Here is a 20,816-nt window from a genome sequence, read left to right as displayed (position 1 = left end):
CTCCTACTTTTGGTTATCCGTGACTTTTTTGATGGCCTTGCGGGTTTCTTTGCCAACCGATTCCTGCCAGTTGTCCGTGTGCGTTTTGGAATCTTTGATCAGCTCGTCAGCGAATGCCGCTACGTCACGGCCCGTCACTTCGAGCACGCCCTTTCCCGAGGCCGCACCTTCTTCAAAAAGATCGACAATCCCCGAAAGCAGCCCCGTTCCTTCGTTCAGCTCTACAGGGCCCACCTTAAAGAGATATTTTTGAATCTCTTTGTAGACAATCTGATAATCCTGCGGAAGCGCTTTGACACGCGCCACGTGTGCCCGCCATTCTCTTTTGCCTTCGATGATATCGCGGATGTTCATAGTAATCCTCCTCCTATTTACCTAACTTTTTCGCGATCGTAGTATTGAGCTGCTCGCGCCACTTGTCGCGGACAGACTTGGCGCCTTCTTCGCCGGCCAGCGCGGAACAGAAGCCTTTGATATCGTCCCCCAGAACCTCTTGGACACGTTGACCGTCCGCCGCCGATTCTTCGAGCAGGCCAAGCACACCGTCAAGAATGGGTATGAGGTTGCGGCCGGTAAAATCGGCGTGCGCCCAAAGATTGACGTTAATTTCCTCCCATGCGGCCTGATATTCGGCCGGCAGCTTTTTGACTCGTGATTCAAACGTCTTAAATTCTTTGGTCATGTCGCTCCCGGTGATTCTTTCCCAAAAATTCATGATTCGGTCTCCTTTAGCTCGTTAATTTTGGAGGATACGAACTCCCATTTTCTCCAGAACTTCTGCAGCTCCTCACGCCCGGCGTCGTTAATCGCGAAAAACTTCCGCGGCGGTCCCATGTCGGAGGGTCTCTTCGTGACCTCCACCAGCTTGTTTTTTTCAAGCCGGATCAAGATGGTGTACACCGTTCCCTCCACCACATCGGTGAAGCCGAGGGCGTTCAGCCGCCGCGTGATTTCGTAGCCGTAGGTTTCATTGCGGTTAATAATTTCAAGGACACAGCCCTCCAGCACGCCTTTGAGCAATTCCGTCAGGTCTTCCAGCACAACCACCTCTATTCTGTATGACTGATATTCAGTATCACTTACTACTGCTATATAGTAACACGTAGTACCACATCTGTCAAAGAATTATTTTCCATCCCCATTGGCCTCTCCCACAGCAAAAAAGCCATCCGCCAAAGCGGACAGCTTCTCTATGGGTCTCCTGCCTTCCTAGTCCCGGGAAAGCCCGAACAGACGCAGCAGCGACAAAAACAGGTTGATGAAATCCAAATACAGGTTGAGCACGGCAAGCGGGATCATCTCTTCCGTCAGCCCGTGCTTGTACTGCGAGATGTCGTACAGGATGTAGCCGGAGAAAATGACGACTCCGAAGAAGGCGAGCGTCAGGCCGAGCGTGCCCCCGAAACCACCGGTGAACATCCCCACCAGGCTGAAGCCCACCAAGGTCAAGAGCCCGATCATGAGAAAGCCCCCGAGGAAGGTGAAGTCCCTCTTACTCAAGTAGGCATACAGGGTCAAGCCGGCAAAAACAACCGTCGTCACCACGAACGCCGAGGTCACGATCCCCGCTCCACCGGTGGAGGCGTAGTAGGCGATCGTCGGATAAAGCGTGATTCCGCTGATGAAACAGAAGGCGTACGTAAACAGGTAGCCGATGGACTTCTTCCGGCGCCGGATGAACATGGCGGAGATCAGCATGATGAACTCCACGACGATGAGCGGCAGGATCAGCGCGGGAGGCACCTGGGTGCCTGCCAGCGTACCAAGAAACGAGATCAGGATCGAAAGCGTAAACATGCGGAGCAGCTTATGAAACGAGGAGTTGTACTCCCTTTCCCAATCGGCCGCTTTCTCGCTTTGCTGCAGGTTCATGGGTTTCCCACCTTTCTGGTTATACTTTTAGTATATCATACCGGGGGGACGAACTATGCCTGCGGTTTTCCGGCTGGGTAAGGCTCGCAGGGGTGGAAAAGGTAAGGTTCTTTTCGGTCGGATCTGGGGCATTTTGTTAACCGGGCGGCGGTTCGTCAAAAGGCGTTCCGGGTAATTAACCTATGAGTATATTATAGAAGGGAGCTTGACCCATGGAGAGAAACCAATTGGAAAAGCATATTTCAAGCATGCTCGACAACACCCGCTTCTGTTCGTTCGCGACGGTGGAAGGCGGCAAGCCTCATGTCCGGTATATGACCGTTTATCATGACGGGCTGACGATCTACCTGGCCACCAACCGCAAGTCCCACAAGGTGGAGGAGCTCGACGACAACCCTCACGTGCATATTCTTACGGAGCTGAAGGACGACAAGCCGGACGAGTTCCTGCAGATCGAGGCTACCGCGACCGTTACGAAGGATGACTCCCTGCGCCATAAGGTGTGGAACGATTGGCTGAAGCCGTGGTTCGAAGGACCGGACGATCCGGACTATGTCATTCTCGAGGTGAAGCCGTCCCGCATTGCATTCGCGAAGGACATGAACGTGCAGGTGTGGGAGGCTTAGGCAGCGTGGAAGCGGATGGTTAGCGCTATAACAAAAAGCTCCTCAAGAGGGTGTCCCGAAAGCCATGAAAGCGGCTCAGGGATACCCTTTTTTTGGGGCTGGGCTTAGGTGGCTGCTCTTCCCGCCCTGACAGACTCACCACATGGGGCGGATTGGCGGAGTTCTTCAATGCTTGGTCCGCAGAATGATTTCCTCTCCCTGGTTCAGAATGATTCGGTAGCCCTCTAGGAGGGGGAGCATATCATGAATCTCTTCTTCCGTCAGGTCACTGGTCCGGATATCGATTTCCCCGCTGTATTCCACTTTCTTGCCTGCTTGTAATCTTTTCTCTTGCTGAATACTCTCCACCTCGCCCAAGACGATCCGCTTCCCTCTCTCATTCAGCAGGGGCACCACTTGGTCAATCGTAAAAGAATGGTTCGTCGGGTTGTCAAACGAAACGGAAAAGCCCAGCACGCTTTTCTCGGATGGCTCCTTACGGACCGATTCATCAGAACCCCCGATGTAAAACAAGGCAGGCTCGTTACTATCACTTGAGAAAACCTTCATTAAAAAGACGGCTATGCCCAGCATAATAAGCAAATAGCCTAAAGATCTAGAAACGGGCGCCGTCCTCTGACCTGCTCTCATTTTCATCCCCCCTGTCACGTAACCCATAAATTTTCCATCCAATTTTAGCAAACTTACAAAAAATGAAAAAGCCCTTGATTTTCATGGACATTTTAGCAGGGGCAGAGCTATTAGGTTGATGGCTCTGTTTTTAAAAGCAAGTAATAATGCTCAAAATCTTGTTTCCCTTCCCTACATACTTCAAATCCGATACTTAGGATAGCAGATTTGAGTTGACTTATTGGGATTCTGCTAGTTAATGGAGGGCCGAACGCGCCTTGAGTTTCAGGGTCAAATTTAGAAATTAATATGCGCGTTTTTACATTGGAAAGAGTGCGTACATTCTTGAGGATGTCAAGAATTGACTCTGCATGGTGAAGCACATCGGTAAGTGTAATCACATCAATATCATGAATTTCAGTATTGTAGGGTTGCTCTGCATTCCAGCATACAGTTATAACATTAGGCTGGTTTGAGGTCTTTAAAAAATAATCAATAGCTTCTTTTGATTTTTCAAGAGCTATGACTTTACCGTTTGTTCCGACCAAACTGGCGTATTCATTCAAAAAGGCTCCGGGGCCAGGTCCGATATCAAGTAAGGTACTGCCTTCTTTGATACCGGCAATTGAAGCCCATTCGGAGACTAACGACATTCGTTGTAGCTGGCGATTTCTCACCTCTTCCCATCCTAGATGAGACAGATCTTTTTGAAATTCCATAATAACCCACCTTTTTACCAACCGAATTGGTTTAATGTGTAAAAGATAAACCCCAATGATACAACTGTTGAAATAATTGAAAATGCTATTGTCCAAGGCTCCTTGCACTTGTGTTTGAACAAACGGTAAATCGAAATAACAACCATTATTAAGGTCAAAATGATCATAGTTCTTCTTATCCAAAAGACAGTTGACATTGTAGCCATCATATTAGTTGATCCACCTAATAGAGCCAGTATGCCCATGTGTAACCAATGATGAGAAGATGCTAAAAATGCAAGAACGAAAGACGATAGATTGGTTAGCGTTTGTCCCCTTTTACTTATCATTTTGATTCCTCCTATAACGAGATAAGGCGAGTGTAAGCTTATTAAATCCTCCGAGAATAAGTTCCTTATCTTCATCCGAAAATTCCTCCACTAGGCTACGAAAAAAATCTACCGACCGCTGCCTGACTTGTTGAATGGACTTATTTCCTTTTTCAGATAAATACAAAATTACTTCTCTACGATTAGCTGCATTTATGTCACGATTTACAAATCCCCCCTTAACTAGATCATCAACGAGCCTGCTTACCGAACTTCTTTCCAGCTCTAGTTTTGAGGCCAGTTCTGTAATGGACAGTTGGTTAGATTCTAATTCTTGTAATGCGTAAACCTGGGATACAGAAAGAGGGTAGCCACAGGGGGTAGCGTTGGTTTCGAGTAGTCCAAATAACTTTACAAAGTTTTGTACGCTTGATCTAAGCTCAAAGTAATATTCATCTTTCATAACAACCACCCCTTAAACGTGATCTATACAACATATGTATCATACACTAATTATGCCCATTACGCATAGTGCTTCTAGCTTGAATTTGGAAAATCGTGATTATCACTAACCTTCCTCTATGAGAAAAGGTTTTTCTCCGGAATACTCGCTCTTTCTCACGAATTCTTTCTCACGAATGCGGCTTTTCCGAGAATACAATAGCCATGACTGGCTGGAATGGTTATCAAGATGAAGAAAATCCCGGGGGCGTAGAAAGCGCAAAGCCACATCGAAATATGTTTTTATTCATTTTTCAATCTTTCTTTCGGGTGGTTTACTTCATCATAACAGATGAATCCGTCTTGCTCATCAATCGATCGATATAGACGCTAAATAAAAAATCAACCGCAGATAGACGTAAAAAGGAATTGCATTGTGTTATTTTTGGTGTGCAAAAGAAAACGAGGAGTGATTGCCATGGAATTGACCAGAAAAGACGAAGATGTCAAAGAAAGAGGAAGATTGAAGTTTACAGGCATACAATTGCTGAAACGATGGCCCTCGTTATTGGCGTTAGCTATGGCCGCAACAGGGCTCCCTGCTTCGACGGATCCCATGTCATTTATCCTGATTCTCATCGCGCTTGTCTACCCGATTGCAGGCGCAATTCGCGGTCATCTCCGCGGGGTTCGTACCATCTTGATACAGGCGGCCGCATTACTGTTTTTCAGCATTATCGCGTTAGTGTCTCTGTATGTCGACAGAGAAACGGGACTGATCCTGCTTGCGGCAGGTTATATCGGCCATGCGGTCTGGGACTTTGCTCATTTTCTGAGCAACAAGATGGTCTGGCGGTGGTATGCGGAATGGTGCACTATTTTGGATTTTTTTATTGCAGCCTTTCTGCTCGCACCGATATTCATGTAACAAGTGGAGAGGATGCCTTTGCCATTGCATAGAATCTGATGGGAAGCGGCATTGAATTTTTGACCATTACCATTGACCGCAGGAAACAGAAAGGGAATGATTCTAGATGGAATTGAAACGCTTGATGTACATGCTGCCGTGCCTACTATTTCTCCTTGCCATGACCGCATATAGTCAAAATCTTCAACAAACAGCTCATCCATCTTCTACACCAGTCGAAGCCACATTCACGCTCGAACCGAGTCAACCTGCTGCCAGAGACAACGTTACTTTTGCGGTAACCGTTACCCAGGATGGTAAACCAGTGGATGACGCAAGCGAAGTCATATTTGAATGGTGGAAAGAGGGGCAGGAGCCTCATATGATGCTACCTGCCACTTTCCAAAAGGATGGACTCTACATCGCTACGCAGGCCATCACTGAACCGGGATCGTACTTCGTCTATTACCATGTGTCGGCACGTAATCTCCACACCATGGAAAAGATCCCTTTCACGGTTACTGCTACGAAGGAACCATCCGCTTCCGCAACGACACAAGATTCGCCAGTTGAAACGATTGCTGGCAGTCAACATGAGTTGAGTGCCACCCATGATCATGGAAAGACTTTATGAGCTTTATCTTATGCCGCTTTCTCCCACTATCAAGTGGGATTTTTTATTTTTGCACACCTTGTGAATCGGTAATTATCATTCATAAAGTTGTGCTAAAACACCAATTGCGAGCTGCGAGAACGTACGCTACAGACCAGCTCCAACGGCACTGGGTGCCGGCAGCCTTGTGCAGAGTGCTAACAGAACGATCATGACGGCCTGCGCTTCCTTCTTTTATCCGTTCCCGGCCTTTGGGGGATGTGGTAATCTATGGATGAGGTCTCTAGAGGGAAAGGTTGGGTTGACATGTCCGTTCGGCGAAAACGATGGCCGGTTGTTTGCGGGGTCGTTTGGTCCTTGCTGTTCGCCTGTATGAGCTTTTATTGGGCGGGTGGCGGCTCGCTTGGTGTCGAGACGCTCGGACCGGAAATCTCGAGGCAAGCCGTCTTGAGGGACGACAGCTTTATCCTTGTCGTATGGTTGACGGGAGCGGCTAAGGTGGCCGGAGCGCTTGTCTTAATCGCTCTGGAGATCCGTTGGACCATCCGGTTCCTTCCCACAGCGCTCCGCTTCGCCGCCATGATCGGGGGAATTTTCCTGTTTCTTTACGGGCTGCTCAACTTCGCGGCCGTGCTGCTCGCCCTGGCCGGCGTGCTGGACTTGCCCGTCGACCGTTACTCGGCGTGGTGGCGGATCTTCTTCTGGGAGCCGTTCTGGATGGCGGGCGGCCTGTTCTATTTCTTTTCCGGCCGGCGGGCGAGTCAGAACCTAATAATCCCTAAACAATAAAAGCGGCAGCCCAGGACTTAACCGGTCCAGGCTGCCGCTGTTCTTATAGGCACGCTAGATTCTTCTGCCTACCGGCCGACTCCGGTAAAAGAAGCGTCCGGGCGGCGCTCCGCTTCCCCGAACCAGACACGGGATCTCCGGATCAGATACAGCGAGAGCGGCAGGGTGAGCCAGACCAGAATCTCGACCAGCCACAGCGGGAGAACCTTCGCCTGGTACAAGCCCGGGAAGAAATCCACGCCGGCATGAAGGACAATGGCCCACAGCAGCATGGCTAGGCGGCCCGAACGGACGGCATACAGCACCATGAGCGACATGGCGATCTGGAGGAAGAGAGCGGGAATCCGTTCCAGTCCGCCGACGAGGTACAGGCCAAAGCCGCTGTCCGTGAGTGCCGTTTTCAGCTGGGTGGCCGCTTCGGCCGGGAGCTTGCTCCCGAGCACCTCATCAAACGTTCCGTTGTTGAGCAGCGTGGCATACAGCAGGTACTGGACGCTCGCCAGCCCGCTGATGAGCAGCGCCTCGATCCCACCGTGGCCGAGGCCGAACGACAGGCCGTCTTTCCACTCTCTTCTCCGGGGCATGAGAAGCTTCATGCCGATCCACCGCCCGCCCTCCTCGAAGAGAGCGGCGGCCAAAGCGCCGTACACGGCGAGCACGAGCGGGGCTTTCAACCATTCCATCGTCACGGGGTTGCCGGTCATGACATACAAATGAAGCAGCTTCTCCAGCACTTGGGAGAAGACGAGGAAGACGGCGGCCCCTACCGCGAAGGGGACGAAGGAGAATTTTTCTTTGCGGTAGTAGTAGAGAATGGCGATCAAAGGAATAAGGACGGCCAGAACTCCCTGGACAATCATTCCGGCAAAAGCAGACGTTGGCACCATGCTAAGCACTCCTTTCATAATGGGCCTGCAGCCATTGCTGCAGAACCTCGGCAAGCTCCGGAGCGATCGGCTCCCCGGCCATTCGTTTATACTGCTTGATCAGCGTCAGCATGGCGGGCGTCTCCTCCGTAATCTTGAGAATGTGGGTCATGTTCGGGATGATCCTCCATTCCCCTTCGCCCTTCACGGCTGCCGCCATCCTCTCGGCGTCCGCGGGATCGACTTGGAGGTCCTTGTCTCCCGTGACGGCCAGCGTAGGACAAGCGGCCTTCGCCAAATCGTCCATGACGTTGTAGGCGAGATGCTCCCGGAACCACTTGGCGTTGAGCTTCTTGCCCTGAACTCGAATGACCGGAACGGTCGACTGCTCCAGCCTGCGAAAGAGCTTCCCCTGCTGCTTGCGCGCCTTATTCCCGACCTTCAGGAGACGGACGAGGAAGCCCTTGAAGCCGGTCAACGCTTCCAGCTCCCCGATCGCCCTCTCGTTCTGCATCGGCAGGGCATCCTTCAGGGAGCCGGCCACTCCCGCGAGCAGTATCAGCCCGCTCACCGGATGCCGGGCGTTCAGAGCCGGGCCGAGGATGCAGCCCTCGCTGTGGCCGAGAATGAGGATTCGGTTCGGGTCGACCTGCGGATGGGCCTCGAGATACCGGAGGCAGGCCTCGGCGTCGTCCACCTGATCCCACATGCCGGATTCAAGGAAGCTTCCCTTGCTGCGGCCGATTCCCCGCTTGTCGTAGCGGAGGGTTGCCCAGCCGAGCCCCGTCAGAACATGCGCCAAATCCTTGTACAGGTTCATGCGAAGCATTCGGCTGTTGCCATCCCGGTCGTTCCCTCCAGTCCCGGGGATGATCAGGATGGCGGGATAACGAACCGAAACGCCTCTGTCCGGCCTGCCTCCCTCACCCGGTACAGCCTCGGTCTCTTGCCCAGCCGCTTCCCCATTTCTTTCGCCCGCTTTCTTATCAATCGCCCCCGGAAGCGTCATAGCTCCCGCCAATTCATAGGCCGCGTGAATGGTAACTTCCTGCTCGGTAATCGGGTGTTTCATTGTGACCGTCCCTCTCTTTTTCTCTCTTTTATTATGTGGGGCTCATTCCGCTCCGTCTGCCTTCGGCTTCTCGTCCCCCTCTGAAGGAACACTCTTCTCCGGAAGGAGAATCGTCGTCAGCGTGCGTGCCCGCCGGCCGGGGCCAGGGCCATAGGAGGATGCCTTCGTAATGGCCGCTCCGATGCTCATCACCATTTCCCTCAGCTCCTCATCGCTTAAGTGAAGGCGCGCCTGCCGGTACGTGACCATATCCTTCATCATGTCGAACGACTCCTGGCTCACGTACTTTTCGAAATCCGAGATCACCCCCGCCAGAAAGGACAGAAAAAGCTGCAGATGCTCGTCAGGCGTCGCCTTTTCCAGGTCCTCTTTCGTCAGGGTATGGGCATCCGTGCCCAGCGCATAGACCTTCTCTACGGTTCCCCTTACTTGATTCTGCTCCACCACCCTGAGGAGTCCTCCCTTGGTGAGGAGGTTCAGATGCCGGTACAGAGTGGCTTGAGGAACTTCCGGCAGATGCTCCGCCATGCCTTGAACCGTCAGCCTGCGCCCGCCTATCATGGATTGGATGATTTTTAACCGGACCGGGTGCAGCAGCAGCTCAGCTTTGGTCTTGTTCATCGATTGCCGCCTCCTGATCTTTGATTATTATCATTATCAATAATGATAATATAATACAGAAAGGACGCTGAAGCAAGGGCTTTTTTGCCATGCGGTCCCCATTATCAATGGTAGGGTGAAAATTCCCTTTGTGCCTTATCCGTCAAGAGTTCTGCTTCCTTATGGATTACCGTGCGCATACGGAGTTTTTGCTCCCAACAAAGGTACCGGATAAGGCACCCGTGCCTTATCCATGAAAGAACCGCCCTGCTGAGAAGGCGGCTTAGGAAACTTCAGTTAAGGAGTCGATTCTCGTATTCATTTGTGTACAGGGAAGCGTAACACGGTTTTCAGCTTGGCCGCTTCTGTCTTGCGGGGGTCTGACAAATAAATCTCCCGGTGAATTTTGCTCGAGCGAATAAAGCCCTGCTCCGTACAGAACGCCTCCATGCGGACAAAGCTTTCCGGCTCCTCGTCAAAGCTTCCCTTATGCATCATTTGACAGCTCAACCCGTCCTCGGCCTGCTCAAACCGAACCTTCTTCAGGAACGGATTGGATTTCTTCCTCATCGCCTGCTCCAGAAACCGCCCGAATAGCTCCTCCGTCACAAAATCGGGCTGCCGGATCATCATCGTGTACTTGAGATTGCTTTTATCCGTGGGAGGCTTGGTCCGGTCGACCAGATCCCAAATGCCCTCCAGCGGAAAAACCGTGTACTCATAGTAGCCGGCCGGCACATCCGAACTTTTGTAAGACATTCTCACCGCATAGCTTAAGCTGTATAGAGCTTCCGTCACCTTGGCAAATTCCTCGCCGTTGGGGTCCCCGCTGCCATTGACCATAAAAAAGGGCATGCCCGGGACGTCCACGATTTCCGGAACCGTTTTTGGCAGGTATAGATGCTTATAGTCTTTTTTATAATCGACCTTATGGCTCAAGCCTCATCTCTCCTTAGGGGCAGGTCCGGGTAAAGGAAGCTTTCGATGCGCTTCGTCGTCTCCCGCCACGGCTTGTTGTCGTACCGCCCGTAGTTGAAGAACCCGTGCTCCATGCCTTCGTACGTTTCCAGGGTAATGTCGTTGCCGGCCTCTCTCATCCCCCTCACGAACTCCATGTTCTGCTCGTACAGGTCGTCGGAGGTGCCCAGAAGCCACAAGGTCCGGGGCAGGGCCTTGCGGATGTGGTGCAGCGGGGAAATCTCCCGGGCCTGATCCAGAATTTCCGGGTACCGCCGGCCCATAATATCCACCGCGTCCATCCCGGCGGCAAAGATAACCAGATTGTTAGGGACGGCATCCACCTCCCTTTCCTCTGGGCTTGCGTCGTCGACAGCCGGGAAGAGAATCGAGGACACCGCAATGTAGCCGCCGGCGGAAGCTCCGCAAACGGTGATCCGGGACGGATCGGCCTGAAGCTCCGCGGAATGGGTTCTCACCCAGCGTACGGCGGACTTCACATCCGCGATGGCCTGCAGGGGAGTGAACCCTTCGTCGCTTCCGTTGCGGTAATCCACACAGATCCCGATCACTCCCCGCTCGGCAAAATAACGGGCCTGGTGCTGGAATTGAACGGGACTAAGCTTAGGGTCCTTCTGGAAGCTTCCTCCGTTAAAAAAGAGGAGAACGGGACGGGGGGCGGACGATGGTTCGTCCGGCTCGAACAGATACAGCTTCAGCTCCCGTCCTGCCTCTTTGTAAACCTGTTCCCTCATGGGAAAATCGAAATGCAGGGGTTTCATGCCGCCATCTCCTTGTGCCGTTCGCAGGATAGGGTCGCCGGGAAGTCCTTGTTGGTTAGTTTCCATTTTATCACAGCAGGGAAAGGGACAGAGAGGGAAATGCAAGGGCGTGCGCTCGTTCGTGCAACCTTTCTTCTCTGCTCGACGTCAAGAAGGGCACAAGCGAACGAATAGGATTTCCATCGGAAAGGGTGGTGTCGTATGAAACGTTTACTCCCTTTGGCCCTGCTGCTTTCCCTGCTTGCCGGCTGCTCCCTCGACGCACGCACGTCGGGCAAGGGTTCCTCCGGCAGCTATCCCGGCGCTGTAGCTTGGAACGGCAGCCTGTACGGCTTGTCCGTTACGGAGGTCCCAGCGGAAAACATAGGCCGCGAGCTTGGGTCCGTGCAGAAGCAGGTGACCCCTATGCCCCGGCATAACGGGGAGGCCAACTCCATGGAGACCGGAACCCTGTTCTTCGAGATTAAGGGCACGGACCCTGGCGAGGCCGTGGCGGTCGAAAAAGAAGGACGTTACTACCATGCTAGAAAAATGGGTCCCCTCCCCTAAAGAAAAAGCCCTCCGGGCAAGACCTGCTTGCCGGAGGAGGGATGGGCTCAGACGGGCCGTCCCCCGACTTATTTGAAGTGCTTCAAGGCCTCGCGCCGGCTGAGCGGCTTCAGCTCATTCCCCGCCACAAAGGCCTGGACGCTGTCCGGGCGGACCTTCGCGTATTCCCGAAGCACCCAGCCGATCGCCTTTTGCACGAAGAACTCCCGGCTGTCCGAGCGGCGGATGACGTAACGGTAGAGCCTTTCCTCGTCCGTCGTCTCTTTGTATTTCAGCTGATACAGAATGGCCGCCCGCTGCAGCCAGAAGTTCTCGTCTTCGATCCACCGGTCGGCGTGAAGCGGGATCAGCTCCGGATACGTACGGAACAGATACCCCATGATGTGCGGGGACAAGAAGTCCACCGTATCCCACCATGATTTGGTGACGATTAACTCCGTTAACCACGGCATATCGCCCGGCCCCAGCGTTTTCTTCATCTTGCCGAGAAACTCCAGAGCCGCATACTGGTAATCCCTCTCCGGCCGGCTCCACAGGTCTTCCACAACAGCTTGAAGGTCCCGCCCCGGAAGCCCCTGCTCTTTCCAGAACCCTTTGGTCAGCGCCTGCCGTTCGGCCGAACGGATGCCGAGAAAATCAAACTGGTCCCGCATGTATTTTCGGCTCCCGGCGGCTATGGTCCCGTCCGCATGCGCCTCGTACAAATCCATCAATGGCTGGAGATAACCGTTCATGAAAAACCTCCTTAATTAAGGACGCAAATGATTAAGGCGTTCCATCTTTTATGACATACCCTTGCCCGAGCTCCGTCTCCGTGAACCCGGCCATCTGCCGGGTCTGGTACGTGATCGGCTTCCCGCTTCCCATGATCACAAAATTCCGGACCTCTGCCGATCCGGCCGCAGGCAGCGAGAACGTCTGCGTATACGGAAACTCTCCCTGAAGCGTCGTGTGCACGGCGCTAACGAGCTTATCGTTCCGTTTTCCCGTCAGGTTCATCAGGAGGGAGCCCGTCGGCTCGAGCTTTCCCCTCGCCATTCGGATGAATTCCCGGGACAGCAGGTGCAGCGGCGTTCCCTCCGCCTGGAAGGCATCCAGGACGATGGCATCGTACGAGCCGGGGGCTTCCCGCTCCAGAATCTCCCGGCCGTCCCCTACCATCAGCGGACCGCCCGCATAGCCAAAAAACCTCCGGCTGAGCTCCACCACCCCGGGCTCTAGCTCCGCGGTGGTCACCTGCCCTCTCTCGAAATAGCCGGAGATCGTCCCGATCCCATGCCCGATCACAAACAGCCGCTCTAGCGAAGGATGGTTGGCCTCGATCAGGTGAATCATCGCCCGCGGGTATTCAAACACGATGCGCTCCGGATGATCCAAGTCCAGCGCCCCCTGGATGGCGTCTTCGGAGAATTGGAGAACGCGGAAGCGGCCTTTTTCCCCGTACAGCTCGTCCGTATCGTAAACCGAAATTTGGGAAGTATGGTGGACTTCCTGGTGCAGCGGCTGCACAGCGGAGCTCCCCTTTCTTGGAAAATAATTCTTCCCTCATGGTTCCCTCATAAGGTAAAATCCCTTCATAAAAGGTACCACGGTTTGCGGATGAACGGTAGAAAAAGAATCTCAGGCATTCCGGTAAACTTCATTTCCACCCCCCCCAAGAGGAGGAGCCCGAGTCCATGAAAATCACCCATCTGTCCGATTCGGACTATTCGATAGAGGGCCTAATCCTCGATGAGCTGGGAAGCCGGCGGTTTTGTGTGTTTGATTTGGAAGCGACCGGTCCCGATCCGGATGAAGACTTCATTACTCAGATAGGGGCGGTTTGCTTAGACGGAGATGGGCTCGCAAGGCAAAGCTTTCAGACCCTCGTTAAGTCCCCCAAACCCATCCCGCCTCTTATCGAGAAGCTGACCGGGATCCGGAATGCCGATCTGACGGAGGCCCCCTCTTTTCGCGAAGCCCTGGACGCCTTCCGAACCTATGCCGGCGATGCGGTTCTCGTAACCCAGGCGGGGTATGAATACGACTGGCCTTTGCTGCACAAGGAATGCGAACGAAACAGCCTGCCGGCAATGACCAACCCGATTCTGGACACGAAGGTGCTGTTTGCGTACCTCCACGAGGTTGAGGAATGAATCTCCACCGATGCCCTTATCCGCTATTACGGGATCGACGATTCCGCCTATAAACGGCATGACGCGCTGGGGGACAGCCTTCTGATCGCGGAGATTTTCGGCAGGCTGCTGGAGGAGTTTCACCATCGGGGCATTAGCCGACTTTATCTTTCGAAACCGCTTGTTATCCAAAAATTTAAGCTCCCCCCTTTATCGTAAGCAGCAAAGGAGTGAGAACCATGCAGCCCAAAATCCATATTATCGGCTCGGTCGGCAGCGGAAAATCCACCCTTGCCCGGAAGCTTTCCGCCACGCTGGACCTTCCTTACTATGAGCTGGACAATATCGTCTGGCGGCGGGTGCCCGAAGGCCCGGATATCCGGAATCCCGATGAAGAGCGCGACCGTCTGTTTCACGGGATCCTGGCCACCGACGGCTGGATCGTCGAGGGGGCCCATAGGAATTGGGTGCAGCCGAGCTGGGAGCGCGCCGACCTAATCGTTTACCTGGACACCCCCATCCGCAAACGGAATTACCGTATTCTAAAACGATTCCTCGTCCAGAAGCTGGGATTTGAAAAGGGCAACTACAAGCAGAGCTTCGACATGCTCGCCAAAATGTACCGCTGGAGCTACAATCATGCGCGGACGGACAAGCCCAAGCTTATGGAGCAGCTTAAGCCGTACGGGGACAAGCTGGTTATTCTTGCCGACAATACGGAGCTCGACCGGGTAATCCGGCACGTGAGAGGAGACAAGAGATGATTCCAGAGAAAAATCCCCCCGCTGCCGCCTCCGCCGGGGTCCCGGATGAAAATATAATCGCCCGCCTGCGGGCCGCCGGCTGCGTCTATGCCGAAGAGGAGGCCCGGCTGCTCCTGGCCGCGGCAAGCACGCCCGACGAGCTCGCCGGCATGGTCGAGCGGAGGGCCGCCGGCTCCCCGCTGGAGCACGTCATCGGCTGGGCCGAGTTTGCCGGCCTGCGGATCGCCGTGGAGCCGGGGGTGTTCGTCCCCCGGCTCCGCACGGAGTTCCTCGTCCGCCAGGCGGTCTCCCTCGCCCGGCCGGGGGCCGTCGTGCTCGACCTCTGCTGCGGCACGGGCGCCCTTGGCGCCGCCGTCGCGGCGGCGCATGCGGGCATCGAGCTGCACGCGGCCGACCTCGACCCCGCGGCCGTAAAGTGCGCCCGCCGCAACGTGGCGGCCTTCGGCGGCCTCGTCTACGAGGGCGACCTCTTCCGCCCACTGCCGGAAAGCCTGCGGGGCCGCGTCGACGTCCTGCTCGCCAACACGCCCTACGTGCCGACGGCGGCGATCGAGCGGATGCCCGCCGAAGCCCGCCTGCATGAGGCGCGGGTGGCGCTGGACGGCGGCGCGGACGGGCTCGACGTGCAGCGGCGGGTAGCGGCCGAGGCGGCGCTGTGGCTCGCGCCGGGCGGGCACCTGCTCGTGGAGGCGAGCGAGGAGCAGGCGCCCGAGACGGCGGCGCTTTTCGCCCAGAACGGGTTCGCGCCGCAGGTCGTCCGCTGCGACGACTGGGATGCTACCGTGGTTAGAGGGACACCGTCGCATCGGGATGTGGCTGGTTGAGACGGATTCTGTTATCAGATGAGTTAACGGGTACTGGCCTGCCCCAAGCCACGCTTTTGAAGTAGTTTCACTTTCACATTAGTTAAGAAGGATCCTTTTACCTAAGCAAAGACAGCAGCCCCATGATTTCATCCACTGTCCTTTGTTTAATAAACCAACCCAGCTGTCCATATTCCTTTCCCTGATGGAACCTATGGTCGAATGCTGCGAAATCTTCTTCCCGATCCAAAGGATACACCATACAGGCCATGAACCAATCTTGTAGAGATGTTGCCTTCTCATCCAAAGGGAATACCAGAACCGACTTCCCTTCTTTCCCGCTAAACAGGTAGTAAAGACATCTGTGCTTAACGAGATAACCAGGCTGCGCCATAATAAGCCTCCCACTTTTGTTAAACTCCGCTCCTCAACCATCACACCAAAAAAAGCACCCCCATGATCCAGCAGGGAGATTCCTCTCCCCGCCAAACCCGGAGGTGCTTTTTGCATTATACCAGCGCCTTCTTGGCGATATCCGTGCGGTAGTGCTTGCCCTCGAAGCGGATCTTATCCGCTTCAGCATAGGCTCGCTCGCGGGCTTCCGCGATATCGCGGCCTTTGCCCACTACGCCCAGCACGCGGCCGCCCGCGGTGACCGTCCGTCCGTTCTCGACAGCCGTTCCCGCATGGAACACGAGCGCATCCTTCACGTCGGCAAGCCCGTCGATCACGAGCCCTTTCGGGTACAAGCCCGGGTAGCCGGGCGACGCCAGGATGACGCATACGGCCGCTTCCTCGCTCCACTCGATCTCCAGCTCGCCGAGACGTCCTTCGAGCGTCGCCAGTACGATCTCGAACAGGTCCGTCTTCAGCCGGGGCAGCAGCACCTGCGTCTCCGGATCGCCGAAGCGGGCGTTGAACTCGATCGTTTTCGGCCCGTCGGGCGTCAGCATCAAGCCGGCATAGAGCACGCCGCGGAACGGGCGCCCTTCCTTCACCATCGCCTCTGCTGTCGGGATAACGATGGTCTCCAGGGCTTCCTGCACGATAGCCGGATCAATGTGCGGAACGGGCGAATACGTGCCCATGCCGCCCGTGTTCGGCCCTTGGTCGTTGTCGAACACCGGCTTGTGGTCCTGCGAAGGGACCATCGGCCGGACGACCGTTCCGTCTACGAACGCGAGCAGCGACATCTCCTGCCCCGTCAGGAATTCCTCGATGACGACTCGATTGCCGGATGCGCCGAAAGCTTGGTCGACCATGATCGACTTCAACGCCTCTTCCGCTTCCTCCATCGTCTGGGCCACGATGACGCCTTTTCCTGCTGCCAGTCCGTCCGCTTTGATGACGATCGGCGCTCCCTGTTTGCGCAGGTATCCGAGCGCTTCCTCATAGTTGTCGAACGATTCATAAGCCGCGGTCGGAATGCGGTACGTTTTGAGCAGGTTTTTCATAAATGCCTTGCTGCCTTCGATGATCGCCGCATCCTTGTTCGGGCCGTAAGCACGGATCCCGTGGGACTCCAGATGGTCGACCAGTCCCGCTGCGAGCGGGTCGTCCGGCGCCACGAAGACCAGGTCGACTTTGTTTTCCAGCGCGTAGTCGCTGATTTTATCGAATTCGAGCTCTCCGATCGGAACGCATTCCGCGAGCTCCGCAATCCCTCCGTTGCCGGGGGCGCAGAGAAGCTTCGTAATCTTCGGGCTTTGGCTCAACGCCCATATAATCGCATGTTCCCGGCCTCCCCGGCCAATGACCATGACTTTCATCGGATCCCTCCTCCCGCCTATTTATTCAACACGGTCAGCTGAGCTTCGCCGCTCTCGCGCGAAATGGTCTTCACCAAAAGCGAGATGCGGTTGTCCGCATTCAGCAGGTTCCAGTAGAAGCGGGTCGTCTCCTCGGCGCTGTCAAACAGCGGAGCAAGCTTCGGTTCCCCATCGAACGAAGGCAGCGGGTTGCCGTCTCCCTGGTACGTCGAGATAAAATGCCCGTACCCGGCAAGGGCCTGCTCATAATGAAAATACTGCCGCTTCGTCTGCGACTCGTCGTTGTCGTTCGACTTCAGGATCGACAGCTTGTACGCATTCTGCTTGTCCCCAAGGTCTACAACGCCGGAAATCCGAGGCGTAAAATTCGGGCCGTCCGGCTCATACGTACGTGTAGCCAGAGCCCCTTCGAACGTGCCGCCCTGCTGCAGCGCTTCGTAAATGGTATCCGTCTGGTCCCCGTTCGTCACGATATGCGCCCCGCCGGTATGGCGGACCGGATAATAAATGATAAGCGACGGGTCGGACAGCTTCGCCGGGTCGGCGGCTTCCGTCCGCAGGTATCCGTTCTCTTCCTCCACAAAAATCCGGTTGCGGCTGTTCTCGCTCCGCCCCATGATCCAATACACCTGCATAAACCGCGATCCGTCCGGCGTTAAGCCGATGATGATGCCACGTCCCGGATAGACATTCTCCTTCAGCTCACGGATGGTCGCATCCGCGAGCGCCTGCCAATTTCCTGCCATTTTCCGATCCTGCCCCCTTCTCAGGCTTGCCGCCCTCTTCTCTTAATGGTGGAACAAACGCACGCCGGAATACACCATGACCATGCCGTAATCGTTCGCCGCCTGCACGACTTCCTGATCGCGCATCGAGCTGCCGGCCTGTACGACGTATTTCACTCCGCTGCGGGAAGCCCGGTCGATGTTGTCGCGGAACGGCAGGAACGCATCCGAGCCGTAAGCAACGTTCTTCAAGCCATTCAGCCATTCGCGCTTCTCCTCGCGGGTTAAACGGGGCGGCACTTCCTCGAACGCCTGCTCCCAGCTTGCCTGCTCGATCGGAGTAAGCTCTTCCTCGAGCCACAGGTCGATGGCATTGTTCTGCTCGGCACGCGCGAGTCCTTCACGGAACTTCATGCCAAGCGCAATCGGGTGCTGCCGCAAAAACCACCGGTCGGCCTTGTCCCCCGCCAGGCGGGTACAGTGTATGCGGGACTGCTGGCCGGCGCCGATACCGATCGTCTGGCCGTCAAGGGCATAGCAGATGGAGTTCGACTGCGTATATTTCAGCGTAATCAGGGCGACGAGCAGATCGCGCTTGGCGCTGTCCGGCAGCTCCTGGTTCTCCGTCACGATACGCTCGAAGGACGCTTCGGTCAGCACGGCATTGTTGCGCTCCTGCTGCAGTGTCAAGCCAAACAGGTTGCGCTGCTCGATCGGCTCCGGCACGTAATTCGGGTCGATCTCCAGGATGAGGTATTTGCCGCCCTTTTTCTGTTTCAGAAGGTCAAGGGCTTCCGGCGTGTAACCGGGAGCGACCACCAGATCGGATACTTCGCGTTTCAAAAGCTTAGCCGTCGACTCGTCGACCACGTCGCTCAGCGCCGCCGCGTCGCCGAAGGACGACATCCGGTCCGCTCCGCGCGCACGCGCATAAGCCGTAGCCAGCGGAGACAGCTCCAGTCCGGACACGCCGTAAGCCTGGGCGAGCTCCGGCGTCAGCGGGCTGTTAACCGCGGCTCCGGCCGGGGAGACATGCTTGAACGAGGCCGCTGCCGGCTCGCCTGTCGCATGGCGCAGCTCGCGCACCAGCTGGAACGCATTCAACGCATCCAGCAGGTTGATAAAGCCCGGATCTCCATTCAACACGCGAATCGGCAGCGGCTTGCCGCCGTTCGTCAGCTTCGCTTCTTTCTGATGGGGGTTCATCCCGTAGCGCAGGGACAGCTCGTTGCCATTCGTCATAATCGTTTATCCCTTCCTTATCCTCGTTTTAGTGAATCCGTACCCGGCGGCCGTTCTCCTCCAGCACCGCACGCCCTGCGCGCAGCCAGCCAATAACCTCCGGGTACAGCTCATGCTCGATTCTATGAAGGCGAAGAGCGAGCGTCTCCGCGGTGTCGTCCTCTTGAATCTCTACAGCCCGCTGGGCGATGATCGGCCCGGTGTCCATGCCGCCATCCACAAAATGAACCGTGATGCCGGCCACTTTCGCTCCGTAAGCCAGAGCTTGTCCGACCGCGTCCATACCCGGAAAAGCCGGCAGGAGCGACGGATGCACGTTCACGATCCGGCCCACGTATGGCGCGAGAAGCGTATCGGTGATGAGCCGCATGTAACCGGCCATCACGACGAGATCAACCCCGCGCTCCTGCAGCTGCCGGACGATCTCGGTCTCATACACTTCCCGCGAAGGATACTCCTTCGGGCGGAAGGCGAAGACCGGCACGCCGGCACGCCGTGCCCTTTCCACGACCGGCGCCTGCGGCCGGTCACAAACCAGAAGCTCGACGCGGACATCGAGCTTCCCCGCGGCCACCGCATCGACGATGGCCTGAAAATTGCTGCCGCTCCCCGAAGCGAGAACGGCGATCCGATAAGGCTTCATTAGACGTCCGCTCCGGTGAACGTCACCTGCTTGTCGCCTTCGGTGACGCGGCCGAGGCGGTACACGCTCTCGCCCAGCTCCTTGGCGGCCTGCTCCGCTGCCGCCGCCTGTTCCTCCGACACGATCACGACCATGCCGATGCCCATGTTGAACGTGCGGAACATGTCGTTGTTCGTGATGCTGCCGGCTTTTTGCAGAAGCTCGAAGATCGGCAGGATCGGCCAGGAACCGTAATCAATCTCCACGTTGACACCATCCGGCAGACAGCGCGGGATGTTCTCCAGGAAGCCCCCGCCGGTGATGTGCGCCATGCCTTTGATCTCCGCCTTCTCCAGCATGCCGAGAACGGATTTGACGTAGATGCGCGTCGGCTCCAGAATCACGTCGCCCAGCTTGGCGCCGAGCTCATCGATGTGCTGGTCCAGCCCGTAGCCCTTCTCCTCAAGAAGAAGACGGCGAACGAGCGAGTAGCCGTTGCTGTGGATGCCGCTCGAGGCTAGGCCAAGCACGATATCTCCCGGACGGATCGTCGAGCCGTCGATGATCTTCTTCTTGTCCACGATGCCGACCGTGAACCCGGCAATGTCGTATTCGCCGTCGGTGTACATCCCCGGCATTTCAGCCGTTTCGCCGCCGATCAAGGCACAGCCCGCCTGCACGCAGCCTTCGGAGATGCCCGCTACGATCGCCTCGATCTTCTCCGGCACAACCTTGCTCGTGGCCAGGTAATCGAGGAAGAACAGAGGCTCCGCGCCCTGTACGATGATGTCGTTCACGCACATCGCCACGGCGTCGATTCCGATCGTATCATGCTTATCCATGGCAAAAGCCACCTTGAGCTTCGTGCCGACGCCGTCGGTTCCGGACACGAGCACAGGCTCCTCGTATTGGTCCTTGTTCAGCCCGAACAGGCCGCCGAAGCCGCCCAGGTCGGTCATCACCCCGGGACGCATCGTACGTTTCACGTGCTTTTTCATGCGTTCTACGGCTTCGTTGCCCGCCGCGATGTCGACTCCGGCTTTTTTGTAGGCTTCTGACACTGTGAT

The 20,816-nt window shown here is 55.7% G+C and carries 28 protein-coding genes; 8 read left to right on the top strand and 20 right to left on the bottom strand.

Features of this window, described 5'->3' with window-relative positions; genetic code table 11:
• Positions 1–3: 3 nt before the first annotated feature.
• The 4 genes from MJA45_RS03815 to MJA45_RS03800 all read right to left on the bottom strand — a co-directional run bounded on the left by MJA45_RS03815 (position 4) and on the right by MJA45_RS03800 (position 1,872).
• On the bottom strand, positions 4–354 hold the full coding sequence (locus MJA45_RS03815; RefSeq protein WP_315605965.1) for a DUF1048 domain-containing protein: 351 nt from the start codon (positions 352–354) through the stop codon (positions 4–6).
• A 13-nt stretch (positions 355–367) separates the two neighbouring features.
• The gene (locus MJA45_RS03810; RefSeq protein WP_315605964.1) at positions 368–715 is read right to left on the bottom strand and encodes a DUF1048 domain-containing protein; all 348 of its coding nucleotides are present in this window, start codon (positions 713–715) and stop codon (positions 368–370) included.
• Entirely contained in the window at positions 712–1,038 is a 327-nt protein-coding gene (locus MJA45_RS03805) for a PadR family transcriptional regulator (protein ID WP_315607928.1), read from the bottom strand. Before MJA45_RS03805 ends, MJA45_RS03810 begins: the two co-directional genes overlap by 4 nt.
• 171 nt (positions 1,039–1,209) lie before the next feature.
• Complete coding sequence (locus MJA45_RS03800) at positions 1,210–1,872, bottom strand: Bax inhibitor-1/YccA family protein (RefSeq protein ID WP_315605963.1); 663 nt, start codon at positions 1,870–1,872, stop codon at positions 1,210–1,212.
• Positions 1,873–2,084: 212 nt separating this feature from the next.
• On the opposite strand from MJA45_RS03800, the gene MJA45_RS03795 reads away from it, so the two are divergent.
• Complete coding sequence (locus tag MJA45_RS03795; RefSeq protein WP_315605962.1) at positions 2,085–2,498, top strand: pyridoxamine 5'-phosphate oxidase family protein; 414 nt, start codon at positions 2,085–2,087, stop codon at positions 2,496–2,498.
• A gap of 165 nt (positions 2,499–2,663) precedes the next feature.
• Here MJA45_RS03795 and MJA45_RS03790 read toward each other — a convergent pair whose 3' ends face one another.
• The 3 genes from MJA45_RS03790 to MJA45_RS03780 all read right to left on the bottom strand — a co-directional run bounded on the left by MJA45_RS03790 (position 2,664) and on the right by MJA45_RS03780 (position 4,597).
• Positions 2,664–3,080: a hypothetical protein gene (locus tag MJA45_RS03790; RefSeq protein ID WP_315605961.1), complete on the bottom strand. Its 417-nt coding sequence runs from the start codon at positions 3,078–3,080 to the stop codon at positions 2,664–2,666.
• Positions 3,081–3,238: 158 nt separating this feature from the next.
• A complete protein-coding gene (locus tag MJA45_RS03785; RefSeq protein ID WP_315605960.1) occupies positions 3,239–4,009 on the bottom strand; it encodes a methyltransferase domain-containing protein in 771 nt (256 codons plus the stop codon).
• A gap of 135 nt (positions 4,010–4,144) precedes the next feature.
• Positions 4,145–4,597: a MarR family winged helix-turn-helix transcriptional regulator gene (locus tag MJA45_RS03780; RefSeq protein WP_315605959.1), complete on the bottom strand. Its 453-nt coding sequence runs from the start codon at positions 4,595–4,597 to the stop codon at positions 4,145–4,147.
• 456 nt (positions 4,598–5,053) lie between these two features.
• Here MJA45_RS03780 and MJA45_RS03775 point away from each other — a divergent pair, with 456 nt between their 5' ends.
• The 3 genes from MJA45_RS03775 (at position 5,054) to MJA45_RS03765 (ending at position 6,884) form a co-directional block, all read left to right on the top strand.
• Positions 5,054–5,503 carry a hypothetical protein gene (locus tag MJA45_RS03775; protein ID WP_315605958.1) on the top strand — a complete coding sequence of 150 codons (450 nt, stop codon included), beginning with the start codon at positions 5,054–5,056 and terminating at the stop codon, positions 5,501–5,503.
• Between the two features lie 106 nt (positions 5,504–5,609).
• The gene (locus tag MJA45_RS03770) at positions 5,610–6,116 is read left to right on the top strand and encodes a FixH family protein (RefSeq protein WP_315605957.1); all 507 of its coding nucleotides are present in this window, start codon (positions 5,610–5,612) and stop codon (positions 6,114–6,116) included.
• 285 nt (positions 6,117–6,401) lie between these two features.
• Positions 6,402–6,884: a DUF3995 domain-containing protein gene (locus MJA45_RS03765; protein ID WP_315605956.1), complete on the top strand. Its 483-nt coding sequence runs from the start codon at positions 6,402–6,404 to the stop codon at positions 6,882–6,884.
• A gap of 68 nt (positions 6,885–6,952) precedes the next feature.
• Here MJA45_RS03765 and MJA45_RS03760 read toward each other — a convergent pair whose 3' ends face one another.
• From MJA45_RS03760 to MJA45_RS03740, 5 genes are all read right to left on the bottom strand, one after another.
• Positions 6,953–7,771, bottom strand: coding sequence for a YhfC family intramembrane metalloprotease (locus tag MJA45_RS03760; RefSeq protein ID WP_315605955.1), 819 nt, complete (start codon positions 7,769–7,771; stop codon positions 6,953–6,955).
• Position 7,772: 1 nt separating this feature from the next.
• Positions 7,773–8,822 carry an alpha/beta hydrolase family protein gene (locus tag MJA45_RS03755; RefSeq protein WP_315605954.1) on the bottom strand — a complete coding sequence of 350 codons (1,050 nt, stop codon included), beginning with the start codon at positions 8,820–8,822 and terminating at the stop codon, positions 7,773–7,775.
• 42 nt (positions 8,823–8,864) lie between these two features.
• Positions 8,865–9,443 carry a helix-turn-helix domain-containing protein gene (locus MJA45_RS03750; protein WP_315605953.1) on the bottom strand — a complete coding sequence of 193 codons (579 nt, stop codon included), beginning with the start codon at positions 9,441–9,443 and terminating at the stop codon, positions 8,865–8,867.
• Positions 9,444–9,740: 297 nt separating this feature from the next.
• Entirely contained in the window at positions 9,741–10,361 is a 621-nt protein-coding gene (locus tag MJA45_RS03745; protein WP_315605952.1) for a GyrI-like domain-containing protein, read from the bottom strand.
• Positions 10,358–11,161: an alpha/beta hydrolase gene (locus tag MJA45_RS03740; protein ID WP_315605951.1), complete on the bottom strand. Its 804-nt coding sequence runs from the start codon at positions 11,159–11,161 to the stop codon at positions 10,358–10,360. Before MJA45_RS03740 ends, MJA45_RS03745 begins: the two co-directional genes overlap by 4 nt.
• Before the next feature lie 201 nt (positions 11,162–11,362).
• On the opposite strand from MJA45_RS03740, the gene MJA45_RS03735 reads away from it, so the two are divergent.
• A complete protein-coding gene (locus MJA45_RS03735; RefSeq protein ID WP_315605950.1) occupies positions 11,363–11,710 on the top strand; it encodes a hypothetical protein in 348 nt (115 codons plus the stop codon).
• A 68-nt stretch (positions 11,711–11,778) separates the two neighbouring features.
• On the opposite strand, the gene MJA45_RS03730 is transcribed toward MJA45_RS03735, so the two are convergent.
• Together MJA45_RS03730 and MJA45_RS03725 are read right to left on the bottom strand one after the other, a co-directional pair.
• Positions 11,779–12,444: a DNA alkylation repair protein gene (locus tag MJA45_RS03730; RefSeq protein WP_315605949.1), complete on the bottom strand. Its 666-nt coding sequence runs from the start codon at positions 12,442–12,444 to the stop codon at positions 11,779–11,781.
• A 31-nt stretch (positions 12,445–12,475) separates the two neighbouring features.
• Positions 12,476–13,219, bottom strand: coding sequence for a spermidine synthase (locus MJA45_RS03725; protein ID WP_315605948.1), 744 nt, complete (start codon positions 13,217–13,219; stop codon positions 12,476–12,478).
• A 167-nt stretch (positions 13,220–13,386) separates the two neighbouring features.
• Here MJA45_RS03725 and MJA45_RS03720 point away from each other — a divergent pair, with 167 nt between their 5' ends.
• From MJA45_RS03720 to MJA45_RS03710, 3 genes are all read left to right on the top strand, one after another.
• On the top strand, positions 13,387–13,845 hold the full coding sequence (locus tag MJA45_RS03720; RefSeq protein WP_315605947.1) for a 3'-5' exonuclease: 459 nt from the start codon (positions 13,387–13,389) through the stop codon (positions 13,843–13,845).
• A gap of 218 nt (positions 13,846–14,063) precedes the next feature.
• A complete protein-coding gene (locus MJA45_RS03715; protein WP_315605946.1) occupies positions 14,064–14,588 on the top strand; it encodes a P-loop NTPase family protein in 525 nt (174 codons plus the stop codon).
• Positions 14,585–15,412 (top strand): putative protein N(5)-glutamine methyltransferase, encoded by an 828-nt coding sequence (locus MJA45_RS03710; RefSeq protein ID WP_315605945.1) that lies wholly within the window; start codon positions 14,585–14,587, stop codon positions 15,410–15,412. Before MJA45_RS03715 ends, MJA45_RS03710 begins: the two co-directional genes overlap by 4 nt.
• A gap of 97 nt (positions 15,413–15,509) precedes the next feature.
• Here the strand turns inward: MJA45_RS03710 and MJA45_RS03705 are convergent, their stop codons facing one another.
• From MJA45_RS03705 to purM, 6 genes are all read right to left on the bottom strand, one after another.
• Entirely contained in the window at positions 15,510–15,785 is a 276-nt protein-coding gene (locus MJA45_RS03705; protein ID WP_315605944.1) for a hypothetical protein, read from the bottom strand.
• A 115-nt stretch (positions 15,786–15,900) separates the two neighbouring features.
• Positions 15,901–17,160, bottom strand: a complete 1,260-nt coding sequence (gene purD, locus MJA45_RS03700; RefSeq protein ID WP_315605943.1) for a phosphoribosylamine--glycine ligase — start codon at positions 17,158–17,160, stop codon at positions 15,901–15,903.
• A 17-nt stretch (positions 17,161–17,177) separates the two neighbouring features.
• Positions 17,178–17,906 carry an IMP cyclohydrolase gene (locus MJA45_RS03695; RefSeq protein WP_315605942.1) on the bottom strand — a complete coding sequence of 243 codons (729 nt, stop codon included), beginning with the start codon at positions 17,904–17,906 and terminating at the stop codon, positions 17,178–17,180.
• 42 nt (positions 17,907–17,948) lie between these two features.
• A complete protein-coding gene (locus tag MJA45_RS03690) occupies positions 17,949–19,127 on the bottom strand; it encodes a phosphoribosylaminoimidazolecarboxamide formyltransferase (RefSeq protein ID WP_315605941.1) in 1,179 nt (392 codons plus the stop codon).
• 28 nt (positions 19,128–19,155) lie between these two features.
• The gene (purN, locus tag MJA45_RS03685) at positions 19,156–19,770 is read right to left on the bottom strand and encodes a phosphoribosylglycinamide formyltransferase (protein WP_315605940.1); all 615 of its coding nucleotides are present in this window, start codon (positions 19,768–19,770) and stop codon (positions 19,156–19,158) included.
• Positions 19,770–20,810, bottom strand: coding sequence for a phosphoribosylformylglycinamidine cyclo-ligase (gene purM / locus MJA45_RS03680; RefSeq protein ID WP_315605939.1), 1,041 nt, complete (start codon positions 20,808–20,810; stop codon positions 19,770–19,772). Before purM ends, purN begins: the two co-directional genes overlap by 1 nt.
• Positions 20,811–20,816: the final 6 nt, after the last annotated feature.

The sequence above is a fragment of the Paenibacillus aurantius genome (assembly GCF_032268605.1).
Classification (GTDB): Bacteria; Bacillota; Bacilli; order Paenibacillales; family NBRC-103111; genus Paenibacillus_AO; species Paenibacillus_AO aurantius.
Note: the sequence above shows the minus strand (reverse complement) of the source record. Positions and strands in the feature narration are given on the sequence as shown.